The organism is Streptomyces sp. NPDC001415, from assembly GCF_053597395.1.
The window spans coordinates 23805-40342 of record NZ_JBSFIE010000019.1; the positions used below are offsets into that span (position 1 = coordinate 23805).

Here is a 16538-nt window from a genome sequence, read left to right on the forward strand (position 1 = left end):
TGTCGGACTCAGTCCATTTCGAGTACGCGGGCGTGCAGAACCTGGCGCTGCTGCAGCGCTGCCCGTACCGCCCGGTGCAGCCCGTCCTCCAGGTAGAGGTCGCCCTGCCACTTCACGACGTGCGCGAAGAGGTCGCCGTAGAACGTGGAGTCCTCCGCGAGGAGGGTCTCCAGGTCGAGCTGCCCCTTGGTGGTCACGAGCTGATCGAGCCGGACCGGGCGCGGCGCGACGTCCGCCCACTGCCGGGTGCTTTCCCGGCCGTGGTCGGGGTACGGCCGCCCGCTTCCGATGCGCTTGAAGATCACACGGAAAGCCTACCGGGCGAGCGGCTCCGGGCGCAGCCATGGAGCGCGAGTGCAATCCTGGGCAAGTCCCGGCAAAGCTGACGCAACCCGACGCGGGGGGCCCGTCATGACCGACAGCGACCGGACGGCGGCCGCTCCCGAGCCCATAGGCGCCGCCGGGCCGGACGAAACCGGAGCGCGGGATCGGGGACCAGCGTGCGTCGATGCGTCCGCGCCCCCCTGAGGCGTCCTCCCCGTCACCGCCGTCCTCTTCTCCATCGCCGCCGGATACGGCTTCACCGGCCCCGCGACGCAACTGGGCGCGCTGTTCTGGGACGGCCGGTGCCGACCGGACGCGCCGATCCGGATCCCCTTCTCCATGCCGGGGGGGGGTGCGGGTCCCGCCCCCCGGCGCTCACTTCGCCGGCTTCGCCGCCCGCGCCGCGGCCTTCGCCTCCTGCTTGTACGCCCGTACCTTCGTCAGCGACTCCGGCCCGGTGATGTCGGCCACCGAGCGGAAGCAGTTCGCCTCGCCATAAGACCCCGCGGCCTCGCGCCACCCCTTGGGGCGGACCCCGAGCTGCTTGCCCAGGAGGGCGAGGAAGATCTTCGCCTTCTGCTCGCCGAATCCGGGCAGCGCCTGAAGGCGGGCCAGGAGCTCGGCGCCGGACGCCACGCCCGTCCACACCCCGGCCGCGTCACCCCCGTACTCCTCGACGAGGAACTGGCAGAGCTGCTGGATCCGCTTGGCCATGGACCCGGGGTAGCGGTGTACGGCCGGCTTCTCCTTGAGGAGCTCCGCGAAGGCCTCCGGGGCGTACGCGGCGATGGCTCCGGCGTCGAGATCGTCCACGTGCATGCGCTGGGCGATCGTGTACGGGCCGGAGAACGCCCACTCCATGGGGACCTGCTGGTCGAGCAGCATGCCGACCAGGGCGGCCAGCGGGCTGCGGCCGAGCAGCTCGTCGGCCTCGGGCTGCTGGGCGAGCCGAAGGGTTGTGTTCATGCCTAGATGATCGACGGCAGCGGACGGCAGCGCACGTGGACACCCGGGGCGGTCGGGGCACGTGGACACCGGGGGCACTCGGACACCCGGGGGCGGTATCTGGCGGGCTCGGCAAGGGGTCCCCACCCCCATAGGCGCCCCGCCCGCCCCCCTTTTCGAATCGGCTCACGCTTTCGTATGGCAGACGTACGGCCCCCGAATGGCCCGGGCCCGGCGGGGTAGTTCGGGCCGGACCATCACGTGCGTACCAGGCATGTGCGTATCAGGAGGGGCCACCGCAGTGAGCCAGCCTTTTGTCCTGCCGGATTTCTATCTGCCGTATCCGGCCCGGCTCAATCGCCATCTGGAGTCCGCCAGAACGCATTCCCGCAGCTGGGCCCGGCAGATGGGCATGCTGGAGGGATCCGGGATCTGGGAGCTCAAGGACCTCGACGCGCACGACTACGCGCTGCTCTGCTCGTACACCCACCCCGACTGCGACGCCGAACAGCTCGCCCTGGTCACCGACTGGTACGTGTGGGTGTTCTTCTTCGACGACCACTTCCTGGAGATGTTCAAACGGACCCTGGACCGCAAGGGCGGCAAGGAGTATCTCGACCGGCTGCCCGCGTTCATGCCGATGGATCTCGCCGACGGGTTCCCCGAGGCGACCAACCCGGTCGAGGCGGGCCTCGCCGACCTGTGGGCTCGCACCGTCCCGTCGATGACGCACGAGTGGCGCGAGCGCTTCGCCGTCAGCACCCGCAACCTGCTCAACGAGTCGCTGTGGGAGCTCGCCAACATCAACGCGGGGCGGATCGCCAACCCCGTCGAGTACATCGAGATGCGCCGAAAGGTGGGCGGCGCGCCCTGGTCGGCCGGGCTCATCGAGTACGCCGCCAACGCCGAACTCCCGGCCTCCGTAGCCGAGTCGAGGCCGCTGCGGGTCCTCACCGACGCCTTCGCCGACGGCGTCCACCTGCGCAACGACCTCTTCTCCTACCAGCGCGAGGTCGAGGACGAGGGCGAGCTCAGCAATGGCATCCTGGTACTTGAGACGTTTCTCGGGTGCACGACACAGGAGGCCGCCGAGGCCGTCAACGACCTGCTGACCTCGCGGCTCCAGCAGTTCGAGAACACCGCGCTCACCGAAGTCCCGGCCCTGTGCCTGGAGAAGGGCCTCACGCCGGACCAGTGCGCGGGCGTCGCGGCGTACGTCAAGGGACTTCAGGACTGGCAGTCCGGTGGCCACGAGTGGCACATGCGCTCCAGCCGCTACATGAACGAGGGCGTCCTCCTCGGCTCCTCCCACTTCGAGGGGGTGCTCGGTACCTCGGCGCTCGACGTCACGACGCTGTTCGGGCGCCCGGCCGAGGCCCGGCAGCGCAGCTTCACGCACGTCCCCTTGCAGAAGGTCGGCCCGTCGCTGCTGCCCGAGTTCGATGTGCCGTACCCACTGACGCTCAGCCCACATGTGGCCCACGCACATGAGTCGTCGCTCGACTGGGCGGAACGTATGGGGCTGCTCCACGACGTCTGGGACAGGGAGAAGCTGGCGGGCTACAACTTCGCGCTCTGCTCCGCCGGACTCGACCCCGACGCCACGCGGGAGGAGCTCGAACTCAGCGCCCAATGGCTGACCTGGGGCACGTACGGCGACGACTACTACCCGCTGATCTACGGGCGTCCGCGCAACCTGGCCGGGGCGCGGGCGAACAACGAACGCCTCTCCGCCTGCATGCCGGTGGACGAGCCCGAGGCCGGGCGCCTGCTGGCGCAGACCCCCATGGAGCGCGGCCTCGCCGACCTGTGGGCGCGCACCGCCGGGCCGATGTCCGTCGAGGCCCGCGCGGCCTTCCGCCGGTCCGTCGACGTCATGCTGGAAAGCTGGCTCTGGGAGCTGCACAACCAGGCCCAGCACCGCATCCCCGACCCCGTCGACTACATCGAGATGCGCCGGTACACCTTCGGCTCCGACCTCACGATGAGCCTGTCCCGGCTGCGCCACGCGGGCCAACTGCCGCCCGGGATCTACGAGAGCGGCCCCATCCGCAGCATGGAGAACGCGGCGGCCGACTACTGCTGCCTCCTCAACGACGTCTTCTCGTACCAGAAGGAGATCGAGTACGAGGGCGCGCTGCACAACGGCGTCCTCGTCGTCCAGAACTTCTTCAACTGCGACTACCCGACGGGTCTTCGCATCGTCGACGACCTGATGCGGTCGAGGCTGCGCCAGTTCCAGCACGTCATCGACAATGAACTGCCCGTTCTTCACGAGGACTTCGAGCTCGACGAGCGGGGGCGGGCGGCGCTCGACAGCTATGTGGCCGAACTCCAGGACTGGATCGCGGGCATCCTGAACTGGCATGTCTCGGTACGCCGCTACAGGGACGAGGACCTCCCGGAGGCCCTGCCGCACGGCAGCCACCCCCATACCGCGTCCCAGACGGGGGCGGCCCCGGGGTGGATGCGGCCCACAGGAACGGGAACGTCGGCGGACCGGGTGCGGCTGCCGGAGGTGCCGACGATGCCGACGGCGGTCGTGCCCTCCGTGGGGATGCCGGTGGCCGCGCCGCCCCTGACGAGTGTGGCGCCCGCGCCCGTGGGGGCTGCCGCACCTATGGGGCCTGCCGTGCCGTCGCTGCCTGTGTCGGCCGAGTGGGCGCCCACTCTCCCCGTCCCCACAGTGGCGGGAGCCCACGCCACGTGATCCTCTGATGTGCGGGGGCCACACCCGCACGAGGAGGCGCGCATGGGACCCGACCACGGCGCGCCCTCCGCCGCATCCGGCACGCTCAGCGGCACCTACCGCAGGCGGCTCCTGTGGACCATCGGCATCAGCGCGTCGATCACCCTCATCCAGGTGGTCGGCGCGCTGCTTTCCGGCAGCCTGGCGCTGCTCGCCGACGCCGCGCACAGCCTCACCGACGCGGTCGGGGTGTCCCTCGCGCTCGGCGCGATCACGCTTGCCCAGCGCGCTCCGACACCCCGCCGGACCTTCGGCTTCTACCGGGTGGAGATCTTCTCGGCGGTCCTGAACGCCCTGCTCCTGGCCGCGATCTTCGTCTGGGTCCTGTGGTCGGCGATCGGCCGTTTCAGCGAGCCGGTCGAGGTCAAGGGCGGGCTGATGTTCGCGGTCGCGGTGGGCGGGCTCGCCGCGAACCTCGTGGGCCTGTGGCTCCTGAAGGACGCCAAGGACAAGAGCCTCAACCTGCGCGGCGCCTATCTGGAGGTGCTCGGCGACGCGCTGGGCTCGGTCGCGGTGATCGTGGGCGGTCTGGTCATCCTGTTCACCGGCTGGCAGGCCGCCGACCCGATCGCCTCCATCGTCATCGGGCTGCTGATCGTGCCGAGGACGTACGGACTGCTGCGCGACGCCCTGCACGTGCTGATGGAGGCGGCCCCGGTCGGCGTGGACCTCGCCGAAGTGCGCCGCCATCTCCTCGACGAGCCGGGTGTGGTCGACGTACATGATCTGCACGGTTGGACGGTGACCTCCGGGATGCCTGTGCTCACCGCACATGTGGTGGTGAAGGAGGCCGCCCTGGACGGTGGATACGGGGCCCTGCTCACCCGGCTCCAGAGCTGTGTGGGGGACCACTTCGACGTGGCCCACTCCACGATCCAGCTGGAACCCGAGGGCCACAGCGAGGCCGCGGAATCCCTCCACCACTAAGAGCCTGTGTCTAACAGTCACCCATGTATGTGTCACAGATCGCGGCGCCGTCCCGTCCCCTGGGCATGAACCACACAGAGGCGGACCACATGAATGACGCTGACGACACGAACATCCTGCAGATCGCCGTCGCCGGAGGCACCGGCACGCTCGGTCGCCATGTCGTCGAAGAGCTGCGGGCGCGCGGGCACAACGTGCGTGTGCTGAGCCGGAGGTCGGCCGAATTTCCGGTCGACCTGTGCACGGGCGAGGGCCTGGAGGCCGCGCTCGCCGGCTGTGACGTGGTGGTCGACGCGGCGAATTCCACGTCCCCGCGCACCATGCGCGCCACGCTCGTGGACGGCACGAAGCGCCTGGTCGCGGCGGAGCACGCGGCGGGTGTGGGCCACCATGTGTGCGTGTCGATCGTGGGCTGCGACCGGGTGCCGATGCCGTACTACAAGGTCAAGGTGGCCCAGGAGGACGCCGTGATGGCGGGCCCGGTGCCGTGGACGATTGTGCGGGCCACGCAGTTCCACGAGCTGATCGCGGGGCTGTTCACGGCGACGGCCCGGGCTCGCGTCCTGCTCGCCCCGAAGGACGTGACGATGCGGCCCGTGGCCGCGGTGGAAGCCGCCCGGGCCGTCGCTGACGCGGCCGAGGCCGCCCCGCGTCACGGCCGTATCGAGGCGGCGGGCCCGGAGCGGACCGACCTGCGCACCCTGGCCGCGACCTGGCGCACCACCACGGCGCGCAGGGCCGCCCTCCTGCCCGCCCCCATCCCCGGCCGCATGGGCCGAGCCCTCCGCGCCGGCCACCTCGCCTCCGCCCGCCCCGACGCCCAGGGCGTCACCTCATTCGCGGAGTGGCTGGCGGAGCAGGGAAAGCGGGAGAAGCGCGAGAAGCAGGGGGAGCACGGGGAGCAGGCACAGGGCGGCTACCGAGCGTGAGGGAGCTGAGGGGCGCGGCCGGAGGAAGCGGCTGCGCCCCCGTCGGCTCCTCGCCGCCAGCCCCGGCCCGTCGGCTCCTCGCCGCCAGCCCCCGCCCGCCGCCCCTCGCCCCCGCCGCCCCGCAGTCGAATGGCCGCCCTTCCCGCGGAGCGCTTAGCCTGAACGAGGGGCTTGGCTACCTGGAAGGGTGAGTCGATGCTCGCTCGACGTGCGATCGCGGCCGGGGCCGCAGCGGCGGTCCTGGCGCTCATCGGCCCCGCGGCGCTCACCCGCGCCGCCGAGCCGGGGCCGGATCTCGGGCGGTTCTACCAGCAGAAGATCGGCTGGGAGCCGTGCAAGCCGACCGAGGGCCAGACCGGTGAACTCCTCGATTCCGTACGGGAGATGGAGTGCAGCACCCTCAGTGTCCCGGTCGACTACGCGGACCTCGGCAAGGGGGCCATCTCGCTGGCGTTGGCCCGTTTCAAGACCGGGGCACACGGTAAGGACCGCAAGGGCTCCGTCGTCTTCAACTTCGGCGGGCCCGGCGCCTCCGGGGTCGACGGTCTGGCCGCGTTCCGGGGCGAGGCCGCCGGGATCGGCAAGCACTACGACCTGGTGAGCTTCGATCCGCGCGGGGTCGCGCGCAGCTCCCCCGTGCGCTGCGGCGGCGAGGACGAGCCTGCGCAGCTGGACGGCGAGAGCCGGGGCGGGCCGGACACCGGCGCCGCCGCGGTCGCCGAGGCGCGGCGGATCGCCGAGGCCTGCCGCCAGAAGACCGGTCCGGTCCTCGACCACGTCGGCACCGTCAACGCCTCCCGCGACATGGACGTACTGCGCCAGGTGCTCGGCGACAAGCAGCTCAACTACCTGGGGATTTCGTACGGGACGCGGCTCGGCGCGGTCTATGCGAGCCAGTTCCCGAAGAAGACCGGGCGGATGGTCCTCGACGCCGTCGACACCCTGCAGGGCACCGCCGAGCAGGACGCCCTGGCGCAGACCAAGGGTTTCCAGCAGGCGCTCGACGCGTTCTTCGCGGGCTGCGCGCAGCAGAACTGCGAGCTCGGCACCAGCCCGGCGGAGGTGAAGGGCACGTTCGAGACGGCGGTCGCCAAGCTCGCCGACGGGAAGACGGTGACGGGCGCCGACGACCAGGACTTCACCGGTGACGACCTCCAGAGCGCGGTCCAGGCCGCCCTCTACAGCCAGGCCGCCTGGCCCACGCTGTCCGCGGGCATCGCCGCCCTCCTCCAGGAGGACGACCCCACCGTCCTGGCCTCGCTCAACGAGGGCATGGACTACCCGCCCGCCGACAACTCCAACGAGGCGATGCTCGCGATCAACTGCGCCGACGATCCGGTACGGCCGGCCGACCCGGTCAAGGAGTTCGACGCCGTACAGAAGCAACTCACCCAGGAATCCCCGTACTTCGGGCCCGGATCGGCCGGGCGGGCCGTCGCCTGCGCGGGGTGGCCCGCGGGCACCGACTACATCAGGCGGATAGACCATCCCGGCGCGCCCAAGATCCTGGTCGTCGGCGGCAAGGGCGACCCGGCGACCCCGTACCCATGGGCCCAGGACACAGCGAAACGGCTCGGTTCCGGTGTTCTGATGACATACGAGGGTGAGGGCCACGGCGCGTACTCGGCCTCCCAGTGCATCCGCGCCAAGGTGGACGCCTTCTTCGCGGACGGCACGGTGCCGCGGGAGGGCACGAGCTGCCCGGCGGAGGTCCCGGGCGAGTAGGCGCGGCCACTACGTCCTCGCTGTACCGCTGCCCACCCGCAGCTGGGCCTCCGCCGGTCGCCTGAGCGCGCCCAACACCAAGGCGGTGTAGCGCTGTTCGGTCACCACATACACCGGGGTCGCCCCGTCCCGGCACTCCACCACCTGCGCGCCGGGGGCGGGCCGGGGTCCCGGGTCGGTCCAGTAGGGCGGGCGGACCCGGACGGCCGTGAGGGTGCGGGGCACGGGCCGGCGGGCGAACCGGCCGGCCGGGTCGGGGGTGGAGGCGAGTAGCCCCGGGGCGGCCACCAGGTGGCCGAACCCCTCGTGGCTGTACGGGACTTCGCCGAGGATCGTGCCGGGGAAGCACACCTCGCCGAGGGGGGCCAGCGGAGTCACCCTGATCGTGTCGGTGGTGCGCCGGTGGTGTCGGCGCGTCAGCCACGCGGCCCCGGCCAGGACGGGCACGGCCCCGACCGCGGTGAGCAGCAGCGCGGTCGGCACCCCGCCGGTGACCCAGGGCGTACCGAAGGCGAAGCACGAGATGAGGAGCACCGCCGCCAGCGGCACGGTGAGCCGCCAGGGCTCGTGCGCGGGCGGCTCGGCGCGCCGGACCCAGCAGTACGCGCTGCGCAGGCACGCCCCTCCTACGGAGAGCAGCACGAGCGCCGCGGCCAGCGGCAACCGGTAGCCGCCCCGGGGATCGGCCGCCGTGTACTGGCGCAGCCCCTGGAACTCGACGTACCTGACCTCCCCGCGCCAGTACGTGAGTCGGAGCCCCGACCCGGGGCGCACGGCCGCGAACACCGGGGCGCGGCCGTCCATTTTGACGCGGCGCGGCGCCAGGGCGGGTCGCTTCGGCGAACCGGTCCCCAACGGGCTGGACTTGAGCCGCCCGGACAGCGGCCCGGGCCCGTCCTGCACATGGCCGAAGCCCAGCCAGTAGTACGTCGAGCGATGTCTGTGGTCGGCCGCGGCGGAGGTCACGGTCGCCGCGACGGTGTGCCTGCACTCCATGGAGACCTCGGCGACCGGGCAGCCGGGCGCGGCCGCGAACGCCCGCTCCTCATCGAGCGTGCGGGGCACCGTGGAGAGGAGCAGCCAGCCGGCGACGATCACCAGCACGGTGCCGATCACCGCGGGCGTCAGGGCGGCCGAGCGGTCGACGGCCGACGGAGGTCCCCCCTGCTCAATGGGGTCTTCCCTGCTCGACCGGAGTCGAGAGCTTGGGGGAGAGGTCGAGAGCTCGGGGGAGACGGGCGCGTTCATCGCTCGCCGTTCCTGGCCGCGTACCGTACGAAAGGGGATGACGGGATCATCATCCGGTCATTCTGGAGGCAGCCGGGATCAAGTTCCGCACGGTGAACGGTGGTTCACGTCGCTGCGGGGTCGGCGAACACGACCGAGATAAGCGGATCTTGGGGTTGTCGCAGCTCCGGCGGGCCCTGGAGGGGCGTCCCCGGGGTTCACCCGTAGGTGTGAGCGAGGCGGGACATGGGCCAGTGGCACGTGCGTGTCGACACCCGGTGTCGCCGAGGCAAGCGGAACCGGCATTGTCGACACCCTGATGTTCCGGGGCGCCCGGTGCGAGAATTCGTGCCACACAAGCCAGCCGAAGACCATGTGCGGACCCGACCCGGCACATGCATGCCACATGTGCATTCCCCACATGCACAGCACAGTGGTGCTCCCCGACTGCGTACGAGCGGCCGTGAACGGGCATATGCCTATCCGGCGCTCCCGAGTGAAGGTGATGGGGCCATGTCCGCGGACATGAAGGTGCTACTGGTCGACGACCACGAGGACAACCTGTTCGCCATGGAGAGCATCCTCGCGCCGCTCGGATATCCGCTGGAGCTCGCGACCAGCGGGGACGCCGCCCTCAAGGCCGCGCTGCACGGAGGGATAGCGGTCGCGATCCTCGACGTCGTGATGCCGGGCGTGAGCGGTCTGGACGTGGCCCGCTATCTGAGCCGCCTGACCCAGACCCAGGTGATCCCCGTCATCCTGGTGACCGGCATGGGCCAGGACAGTGAAATGGCCGCCAGAGCACTGCAGTTGGGCGTGGCCGACTACTTGATCAAACCCATCGACCCCTGGGCCCTGCGCATCAAGGTCCAGTACCTGTACCGCACGAGCATCCTCCTGACCGGCTCCCCGCCCCGCGGCCGCGGACCCCGCAACCATCCGACGGAACCGCCCCAATTCCCCGCCAAACGCCGCCAGTTGCGCCCCACGGAAACCGTCCACGTACCCCGCCAGCCGGGGGAGCCGCCTCTGTGAGGCGCTGCTGGAACGAAGCGCCATGAATCGGGTGTGCGGTCGAGTACACGATCGGGTACGTGACTGGCTGTGCAGGTTCGGTCAACTCCGGTCGGAAGCGGGTCTGATGGGGGACAAACGGGCATGATGGGAGGGCACGATGAGCAGTGTGGCCCCGGACCCTGGTGGCTCTGCTCTGCTCCGGCGCTGGGGAGAAGTCGGCCGGTCGTGTGCTGCTTGTCCGTCCCGAGGGGATCGTTTTCCCGAGGGGAGCGATGGGGGTTCCTCATGCGTGCCGACGTGTCCGGGTTCGGCCTGTGGGATCGGGCGGTGGAAGCGACCACCGTCCTGGAGTTGTTCGGGGAGATCGACATCGAGGCCCAACTGGTCCTCGGCCCCGCGGTGGAGAAAATAGTCGACCGGGACGCGCCGGAAGTGGTGATCGATCTGCGCCCGGTCACGTTCATGGACGCGGGCGGCCTGCGACTCCTCGACGGCGTGCGGAACAGCGTGGACGCCCGAGGCGGCACCCTGCGCCTGGTCCGCGGGACGCACGGCGTCATGCGGCTGTTCCGGCTCACGGGCCTCGAATCCGCCTTCGTCGTCCTCGACCGGCTTCCGCCGCCCCTGACCGACGGCGACCACGCGCTCGCCGTGCCAGGCGGTCCCTGAGGGCAGGCCCGGGCGAAGCCGGGGCCTGCCCTGGCCGCCCGGTACCGCCGTTGATGATGCGTCAATTCCCTTATACAGAAGGGGAATTCGCCCTGTCGGCTGTTCGCGGACCTGGCCTCCTCCCCTCGGCGATCCGCCGCGAGGCCAGGTCCGCCCTCGACCATGGGACGCCGGAACAGCGGGAGTATTCCGGCGCCCCATGGGAGTCGTGGGGGCTTCGGTACTGCTGAGCGCGGTCCCGGTCACGGGCCGGGGCTGGTCGGGGTGCGGCTGTGCACCATGTGGCCGCGCGATATGTGGTCCCGCACCACGGGGCTGGGCAACGGGTGATCTCGTACCACGTGGCGGAGCGACAGGTGGTCCCGCACGACGCGGCTGGGCGACAAGTGATCCCGCACCACGTGGCCGCACGACATGAAGGTCCGCACCATATGGCTGTACGAGATGTGCCCGCGCACCATGTGGCCCGTCCGGGGATGGGCAGGGGGCGCGCCCCAAGGGTGGCGGAGGCCCGCAGCAGGCGCCTGCTGTCGCAATGGCCCCACCTCTGCTTCGGCCCACGGAACATCGCTCGATGCCTGAAACGCGGCCGGGGTCCGGGGCCAGTGAAAACGCTAGACCTCAGCACCGCCCCGGGAAAGACGGCCTTCGGCCAGCCCGGGGTTTTCCACATGTTCGTCTGGGGGGCCGCGGTTGTGCGGGAGCGTCCCGACCCGCGGTGCGGCAGATGTGGATGAGCCGTCTGGGCGCTGCTGTACGGCGGTGAATGCCACCAGAACCGCGAGCACGGGCTCCGACCACCCGAGCGAGGCGTCCCCGGGAAGGCATCCCGGCGACGACCGGCGACGACCGGTGGCGGGAAGAGGTCGAGGGCCGTGAAGGCGATCCACCTCGCCGGGCAGGCTGTGCCCCCCGGCCGCCCCGCCTGCCGCCCCCCCCCCGGCCCCGCCCCGCCCCCCCGGCCCCGGCCCGTAGGTCCCGCCCCGCCGGGCGGGACCTACGCCACGGGGGCGTTCCGGCACTCGATACACTGCGTATTAAATACATCCTGTATCGTTCCCGCGTGGCTACATCGAAGAGTGCTTCCACTGATCCCGGACGGCCGCCGCGGCGGCGGGTTCACACGCGTGAGCGGCTGCTCGACGCCGCGGGCCGGGTGCTGGTCGAGCGGGGGTACGGGAAGACCACCGTCGAGGACGTGTGTGCGGCCGCCGGGTACACCCGGGGCGCCTTCTACTCCAATTTCGAGAGCAAGCAGGATCTCGTCCTCGCGCTGTTCGACCGGCATTCCGCGCACCGGCTCGACCAGTTGGAGGCGCTGCTCGGCGACCCCGCGCCGGGAGCCGCCCGACGGATCGGGGCGCTGCTCCTCGCGGTCGACCCGGCCGAGCGGGGATGGATCCTGCTCTTCCTGGAGTTCCGGCTCGACGCGGCCCGCAGCCCGGAGCTCAGCGCGCGGCTGCACGAGCACGACAAGGCCGTCACCGGGGCCCTCGCGCCCCTGCTTGAGCGCATAGGCGCCGTGGACCCGCAGAGCCTCGCCACGTTTCTGCTCTCGTCCCGCGAGGGCATTCTCGCCAGGACCGCCACCGGCGGCCCCGGCAGCCAGGAAGCGCTGGACGCCGCCGTCGACGTACTCGCCGAACTGCTGCCCACCCTGCTGCCGTCCCTGGCCCCGTCCCCCGGCCGACCGGTCAACTGAGAGGCGTCATGCACGCGAACACCCAGGCGGACCCGCGGCGTTGGAAAGCGCTCATATTCATCGGCATCGCGCAGCTGATGGTCGTGCTCGACACGACCATCGTGAACATCGCCCTCCCCTCGGCCCAGCACGACCTCGGCATCTCCGACGGCAACCGCCAGTGGGTGATCACCGCCTACACGCTGGCGTTCGGCGGCCTGCTGCTCTTCGGCGGCCGCATCGCCGACCTCACCGGGCGCAGGCGTGCGTTCATCATCGGGCTGCTCGGGTTCGCGGGCGCGTCCGCGCTCGGCGGCCTCGCGGTCAACCCCGGGATGCTGCTCGGCGCCCGCGCCCTGCAGGGCGTGTTCGGCGCGCTGCTCGCCCCGGCCGCCCTCTCGCTGCTCGCCGTCACGTTCACCGAACCCCGCGAGCGCGCCAAGGCGTTCGGGATCTACGGGGCGATCTCCGGTGCCGGCGGCGCTGTCGGCCTGATCCTGGGCGGGGTGCTGACCGAGTACCTGAACTGGCGATGGGCGCTGTTCGTCAACATCCCGTTCGCCGTCGCGGCGGTGGTCGGCGCCGTCACCGTGGTCCGCGAGCCGGCCGGCAGCCGCAACGGCGCCCGCCTCGACATCCCCGGCGTCATCCTCGCCACGGCCGGGCTGCTTTCACTGGTGTACGGATTCACCCGCGCCGAATCCGACGGCTGGACCGCCCCGTTCACCCTCGGCCTCTTCATCGGCTCGGCGCTCCTGCTCGGCACGTTCGTCCTCGTCGAGAGCCGGGTCCGGGCGCCTCTGCTGCCCCTGCGGGTGGTGACCGAGCGCAACCGGGGCGGAATCTACCTCTCCCTGGGCCTGGCAGTCATCGGCATGTTCGGGCTCTTCCTCTTCCTCACCTACTACTTGCAGGTCGTGAAGGGGTACAGCCCGGTCGTCACCGGATTCGCCTTCCTGCCGATGGTCGTGGGGATGGTGTTCGGCTCGACGCAGGTCGGCACCCGCCTGATGACCCGGCTGCCGCCGCGGTTCCTGATGGGGCCCGGCTTCCTGACCTCGGCCCTCGGTATCGCGCTGCTCACCCAGATCAAGGTCGACAGCTCGTACCTCGGCCTCGTACTGCCCGCTCAAGTGCTCCTCGGCCTGGGCATGGGCACGGCGTTCATGCCGGCGATGAGCCTGGCCACCCGCAGTGTGCAGCCGCAGGACGCCGGGGTGGCCTCCGCCATGATCAGCACATCGCAGCAGGTCGGCGGCTCCATCGGCACCGCCCTGCTCAACACGATCGCGGCCGGCGCGACCACCGACTGGCTTGCCGCACACGCCCGTTCAGGCATGAAACCGGCACAGCTGGCCAATGAGGCGGCGGTGCACGGCTATGCCACGGCGATCTGGTGGGCCGTCGGCATCCTGATCGTGTCGGCGACCGCTGCCTTCGTCCTCATCAACGCCGGGCGACAGAACGGCGGTTCGGAGAGGGCCGGGGCGGCCGCGGACGACGCCGTGCCGGCGACGGCCCCGCACTGAGATGCCGACCCAAGCCCGGAGGGGCCGACGGACGGAATCCGACGGCCCCTCAAGCCCAGCTCGACCAGAACTACGGGTTCGTGAACACCGCCTTCATCACCGAGCCGTCGGCCACCGCGGTGAGCGCGGCACCGTGGTCGTGCAGCGGGTACGACGACACCAGGCTCGCCAGGTCGAAGCGGGCCGCCAGGGCCGGCAGCAGACGTACGTACTCGACGAGGTGCGCCCCGGTGAACGCCCAGGATCCGACGACATCGAGCTGCCGGTGCACGATCTGGTGCGGGTTGAGCAGGGTGTCGCCGGCGTCCGTGTACTGGCCGATGACCAGGTAGGAGCCGCCGCGGCGGGCCAGCGTGAGGCCCTGGGCGACGGCCGCGGGCACGCCCGCGCATTCGATGACGAGGTCGGCCCCGTCTCCGCCGGTCTCCGCGCGGACTCGGTCGAGGACGGCCGCGGTGCCGCCCGGTGCGGTGATGTCGATGTGCACGTCGCCTATGCCGGCGGCGGCCGCGAGGGCCAGGCGGCTTTCCGGGCCGCCCACGACGATGACCTTGGCGGCCCCGGCGAGCTGGGCGAACGCGGCCGCCGCCAGGCCCACCGGACCGCTGCCCTGGACCACGACCGTCTCACCGAGGCGGACCGGCCGCCGCTCGTACAGGGCGTGCACGACGGTCGGCCCCGCGCAGGCCAGGGACATGGCGGCGAGCGGGTCGATACCGGCGGCGAGCTTCACGACGGTGGTGCCGGGCTGCAGCACGATGAACTCCGCCCAGGCGCCGGAGAGTTCGGGCCCGTCGAGGGTGGAGCGGTTCACGCCGTAGGTGCGGCGGTTCTCGCACAGGGTCGGCTCACGGTGCAGCCGGCACGGCACGCAGGTGCCGCAGGCGATCGAGGAGGCCCACATCACGGTGTCACCGACGCGCAGTTCGGCCCCGGTGGCGTCGTACGAGGGCGCGCCCGGCCCGAGTTCGTGAACGGTGCCCAGCCCCTCGTGGCCCAGCACGAGCGGGGTGGGGATCGGCAGATGGCCCTGCTGGAGGTGCAGGTCGGTGCCGCAGATGCCGCCGTGGCGGCAGGCGACGACCATGCCGCCGGCCGGGGCGGGCGGTACCTCGTACTCCCGCAGCGCGAGAGGCCGGCCGAACTCCTCCAGGACGACGGCCTTCCCGCGCGTCATGCCGACACCCCTTCGAGGCAGTCGAGGAAGGGCGCGTCGAGCAGCCGCAGGGGCTCGACGTCGCGGCACACGACGTAGTCGGGCCGCGGTTCACCCGGCCAACTCGGCAGGTTCGACGTGTCGTTGTACGTGGTGATGAGCAGGCGGCGCGGGAACGGTGACATGTTGGGGGCGGAGCCGTGCACTATCTCGGGCGAGAAGAAGACGAGAGAGCCCGCCGGGCCCTTGGGGCTGACCATGCCGCGCCCGGCGACCAGCGCGGACAGCTGCTCGGGGGTCAGCGCGATGTCGTCCGGGTCCAGGTGCTGGTCGGACCTCGCCTCGGACGTGCGGCTGTCGCGCACCAGGCCCGAGCGGTGCGAGCCCGGCAGGAAGATGACGGGACCGTTGAACTCGTCGACGGCGTCGAGGAAGACACCGACGTTGACCTGGAGCGGGGCGGGCAGCCGGTCGGCGATGCGCCAGGCGACGTAGTCCTGGTGCCAGGACCACTTCTCGCCGCCGAACGCCGGCTTGGCGTTGATCTTGAACTGGTAGACGTACACGTCGTCCGTGAGCAGTTGCCGCACCGGGCCGAGCACCCTGGGGTCCCGGATGAGACCGGCGTACTCGGGCTGCCGCTGGTGCGAGGCGTACACCGCGCGCACCTCGTCGCGGGACTCCTCTCTGATCACCTGCGGGCCGCGGACCTCGCAGTCGCGCAGGAACGCGGCGCGCAAGGCCTCGATCTCCCGCTCGTCGAGGGCGGACTCCACGAGGAGGAAGCCTTCCTCGTGGTACTGGGCGACTTGTTCTTCAGTGAGACGCATCGGTGTTCCTCCGTATGACTGTGAGTGGCGGTGCGAGATGTGTTCACGAGATGCATGCGGGGGCATCCCCCTCGGATGCAGGAGTCCGCTCATCCCATGAAGTTGCCGCCGTCCACGACGAGTTGCTGCCCCGTCACATAGCGGCCCGCGCTGCCGACGAGGAACTCCAGGGCGTCGGCGATGTTCTCCACCGTGCCGATGGACCGCAGCGGGATCTGCCCGAGCACCTCGGCCCGCCGGTCCGGCTCGGCGAGTCCGTAGCGCTCGACCACCTCGGCGGTGTCGGTGAACCCCGGGATGAGCGAGTTGACCCGGATCGCGGGGGCGAGCTCCAGTGCCAGACAGCGGGTGAGGTGGAGCAGACCGGCCTTGCTGGCGCAGTAGTTGACGCCGTTGGCACGCGGGCGGATTCCGGTGGTCGCGCCGACGTTGACGATCACGCCACGGCCCGCCGCCACCATCGCCGGGGCGAGCGCCCGGGTCAGGTGGAAGGGGCCTGACAGGTTGGTCGCGAGGACCTGGTCCCAGTCCTCGTCGCTGAGTTCGAGGAACGGCCGGTCCCGGTTGATCCCGGCGTTGTTCACCAGGACCTCGGGAGCGCCGTGCTCGGCCAGGAGCCGCTCGCACACGGTGCGCACCTGGTCGGGGCGGGCCATGTCGACCTGGTGGGTGTCGATCCGGCCGGCCCCCAACTCGGTGGCTCGGTCGGCTGATTGGTGGTCTTCGCGGTACAGGGCGGCCACCCGGTGGCCGAGGCCGGCAAGGCGCAGGCTGAGGGCGAGGCCGATGCCCCGGGTGCCGCCGCTGACCACGGCCAGGGATCCGGTCAT

At 71.2% G+C, this 16538-nt stretch carries 14 protein-coding genes; 8 read left to right on the forward strand and 6 right to left on the reverse strand.

What is annotated here, in order from left to right; genetic code table 11:
• Nucleotides 1–8 precede the first annotated feature (8 nt).
• Together ACWC2B_RS24005 and ACWC2B_RS24010 are read right to left on the reverse strand one after the other, a co-directional pair.
• Nucleotides 9–305, reverse strand: coding sequence for a type II toxin-antitoxin system VapB family antitoxin (locus ACWC2B_RS24005; RefSeq protein ID WP_053725882.1), 297 nt, complete (start codon nucleotides 303–305; stop codon nucleotides 9–11).
• Between the two features lie 394 nt (nucleotides 306–699).
• Nucleotides 700–1290: an HhH-GPD-type base excision DNA repair protein gene (locus ACWC2B_RS24010; RefSeq protein WP_450719827.1), complete on the reverse strand. Its 591-nt coding sequence runs from the start codon at nucleotides 1288–1290 to the stop codon at nucleotides 700–702.
• Nucleotides 1291–1570: 280 nt separating this feature from the next.
• Here ACWC2B_RS24010 and ACWC2B_RS24015 point away from each other — a divergent pair, with 280 nt between their 5' ends.
• The 4 genes from ACWC2B_RS24015 to ACWC2B_RS24030 all read left to right on the forward strand — a co-directional run bounded on the left by ACWC2B_RS24015 (nucleotide 1571) and on the right by ACWC2B_RS24030 (nucleotide 7599).
• Nucleotides 1571–3979, forward strand: a complete 2409-nt coding sequence (locus ACWC2B_RS24015) for a terpene synthase family protein (RefSeq protein WP_450719829.1) — start codon at nucleotides 1571–1573, stop codon at nucleotides 3977–3979.
• Between the two features lie 42 nt (nucleotides 3980–4021).
• The gene (locus tag ACWC2B_RS24020) at nucleotides 4022–4945 is read left to right on the forward strand and encodes a cation diffusion facilitator family transporter (RefSeq protein ID WP_450719831.1); all 924 of its coding nucleotides are present in this window, start codon (nucleotides 4022–4024) and stop codon (nucleotides 4943–4945) included.
• An 89-nt stretch (nucleotides 4946–5034) separates the two neighbouring features.
• Nucleotides 5035–5874 carry an SDR family oxidoreductase gene (locus ACWC2B_RS24025; RefSeq protein WP_450719833.1) on the forward strand — a complete coding sequence of 280 codons (840 nt, stop codon included), beginning with the start codon at nucleotides 5035–5037 and terminating at the stop codon, nucleotides 5872–5874.
• A 195-nt stretch (nucleotides 5875–6069) separates the two neighbouring features.
• Nucleotides 6070–7599, forward strand: a complete 1530-nt coding sequence (locus tag ACWC2B_RS24030; RefSeq protein WP_450719835.1) for an alpha/beta hydrolase — start codon at nucleotides 6070–6072, stop codon at nucleotides 7597–7599.
• Between the two features lie 9 nt (nucleotides 7600–7608).
• Here ACWC2B_RS24030 and ACWC2B_RS24035 read toward each other — a convergent pair whose 3' ends face one another.
• A complete protein-coding gene (locus ACWC2B_RS24035) occupies nucleotides 7609–8847 on the reverse strand; it encodes a hypothetical protein (protein ID WP_450719837.1) in 1239 nt (412 codons plus the stop codon).
• 492 nt (nucleotides 8848–9339) lie between these two features.
• Here ACWC2B_RS24035 and ACWC2B_RS24040 point away from each other — a divergent pair, with 492 nt between their 5' ends.
• The 4 genes from ACWC2B_RS24040 to ACWC2B_RS24055 all read left to right on the forward strand — a co-directional run bounded on the left by ACWC2B_RS24040 (nucleotide 9340) and on the right by ACWC2B_RS24055 (nucleotide 13722).
• On the forward strand, nucleotides 9340–9861 hold the full coding sequence (locus ACWC2B_RS24040; protein ID WP_450719839.1) for a response regulator: 522 nt from the start codon (nucleotides 9340–9342) through the stop codon (nucleotides 9859–9861).
• 267 nt (nucleotides 9862–10128) lie between these two features.
• Complete coding sequence (locus tag ACWC2B_RS24045; RefSeq protein WP_450719841.1) at nucleotides 10129–10512, forward strand: STAS domain-containing protein; 384 nt, start codon at nucleotides 10129–10131, stop codon at nucleotides 10510–10512.
• A 1063-nt stretch (nucleotides 10513–11575) separates the two neighbouring features.
• Nucleotides 11576–12214, forward strand: coding sequence for a TetR/AcrR family transcriptional regulator (locus ACWC2B_RS24050; protein WP_450719843.1), 639 nt, complete (start codon nucleotides 11576–11578; stop codon nucleotides 12212–12214).
• A gap of 8 nt (nucleotides 12215–12222) precedes the next feature.
• Nucleotides 12223–13722, forward strand: a complete 1500-nt coding sequence (locus tag ACWC2B_RS24055) for an MFS transporter (RefSeq protein ID WP_450719845.1) — start codon at nucleotides 12223–12225, stop codon at nucleotides 13720–13722.
• Between the two features lie 70 nt (nucleotides 13723–13792).
• Here ACWC2B_RS24055 and ACWC2B_RS24060 read toward each other — a convergent pair whose 3' ends face one another.
• From ACWC2B_RS24060 to ACWC2B_RS24070, 3 genes are all read right to left on the reverse strand, one after another.
• The gene (locus ACWC2B_RS24060; RefSeq protein ID WP_450719847.1) at nucleotides 13793–14899 is read right to left on the reverse strand and encodes a zinc-binding dehydrogenase; all 1107 of its coding nucleotides are present in this window, start codon (nucleotides 14897–14899) and stop codon (nucleotides 13793–13795) included.
• A complete protein-coding gene (locus ACWC2B_RS24065) occupies nucleotides 14896–15708 on the reverse strand; it encodes a phytanoyl-CoA dioxygenase family protein (RefSeq protein WP_450719849.1) in 813 nt (270 codons plus the stop codon). The genes ACWC2B_RS24060 and ACWC2B_RS24065 overlap by 4 nt, the downstream gene beginning before the upstream one ends.
• Nucleotides 15709–15797: 89 nt before the next feature.
• Nucleotides 15798–16538 carry an SDR family NAD(P)-dependent oxidoreductase gene (locus ACWC2B_RS24070; protein WP_450719851.1) on the reverse strand — a complete coding sequence of 247 codons (741 nt, stop codon included), beginning with the start codon at nucleotides 16536–16538 and terminating at the stop codon, nucleotides 15798–15800.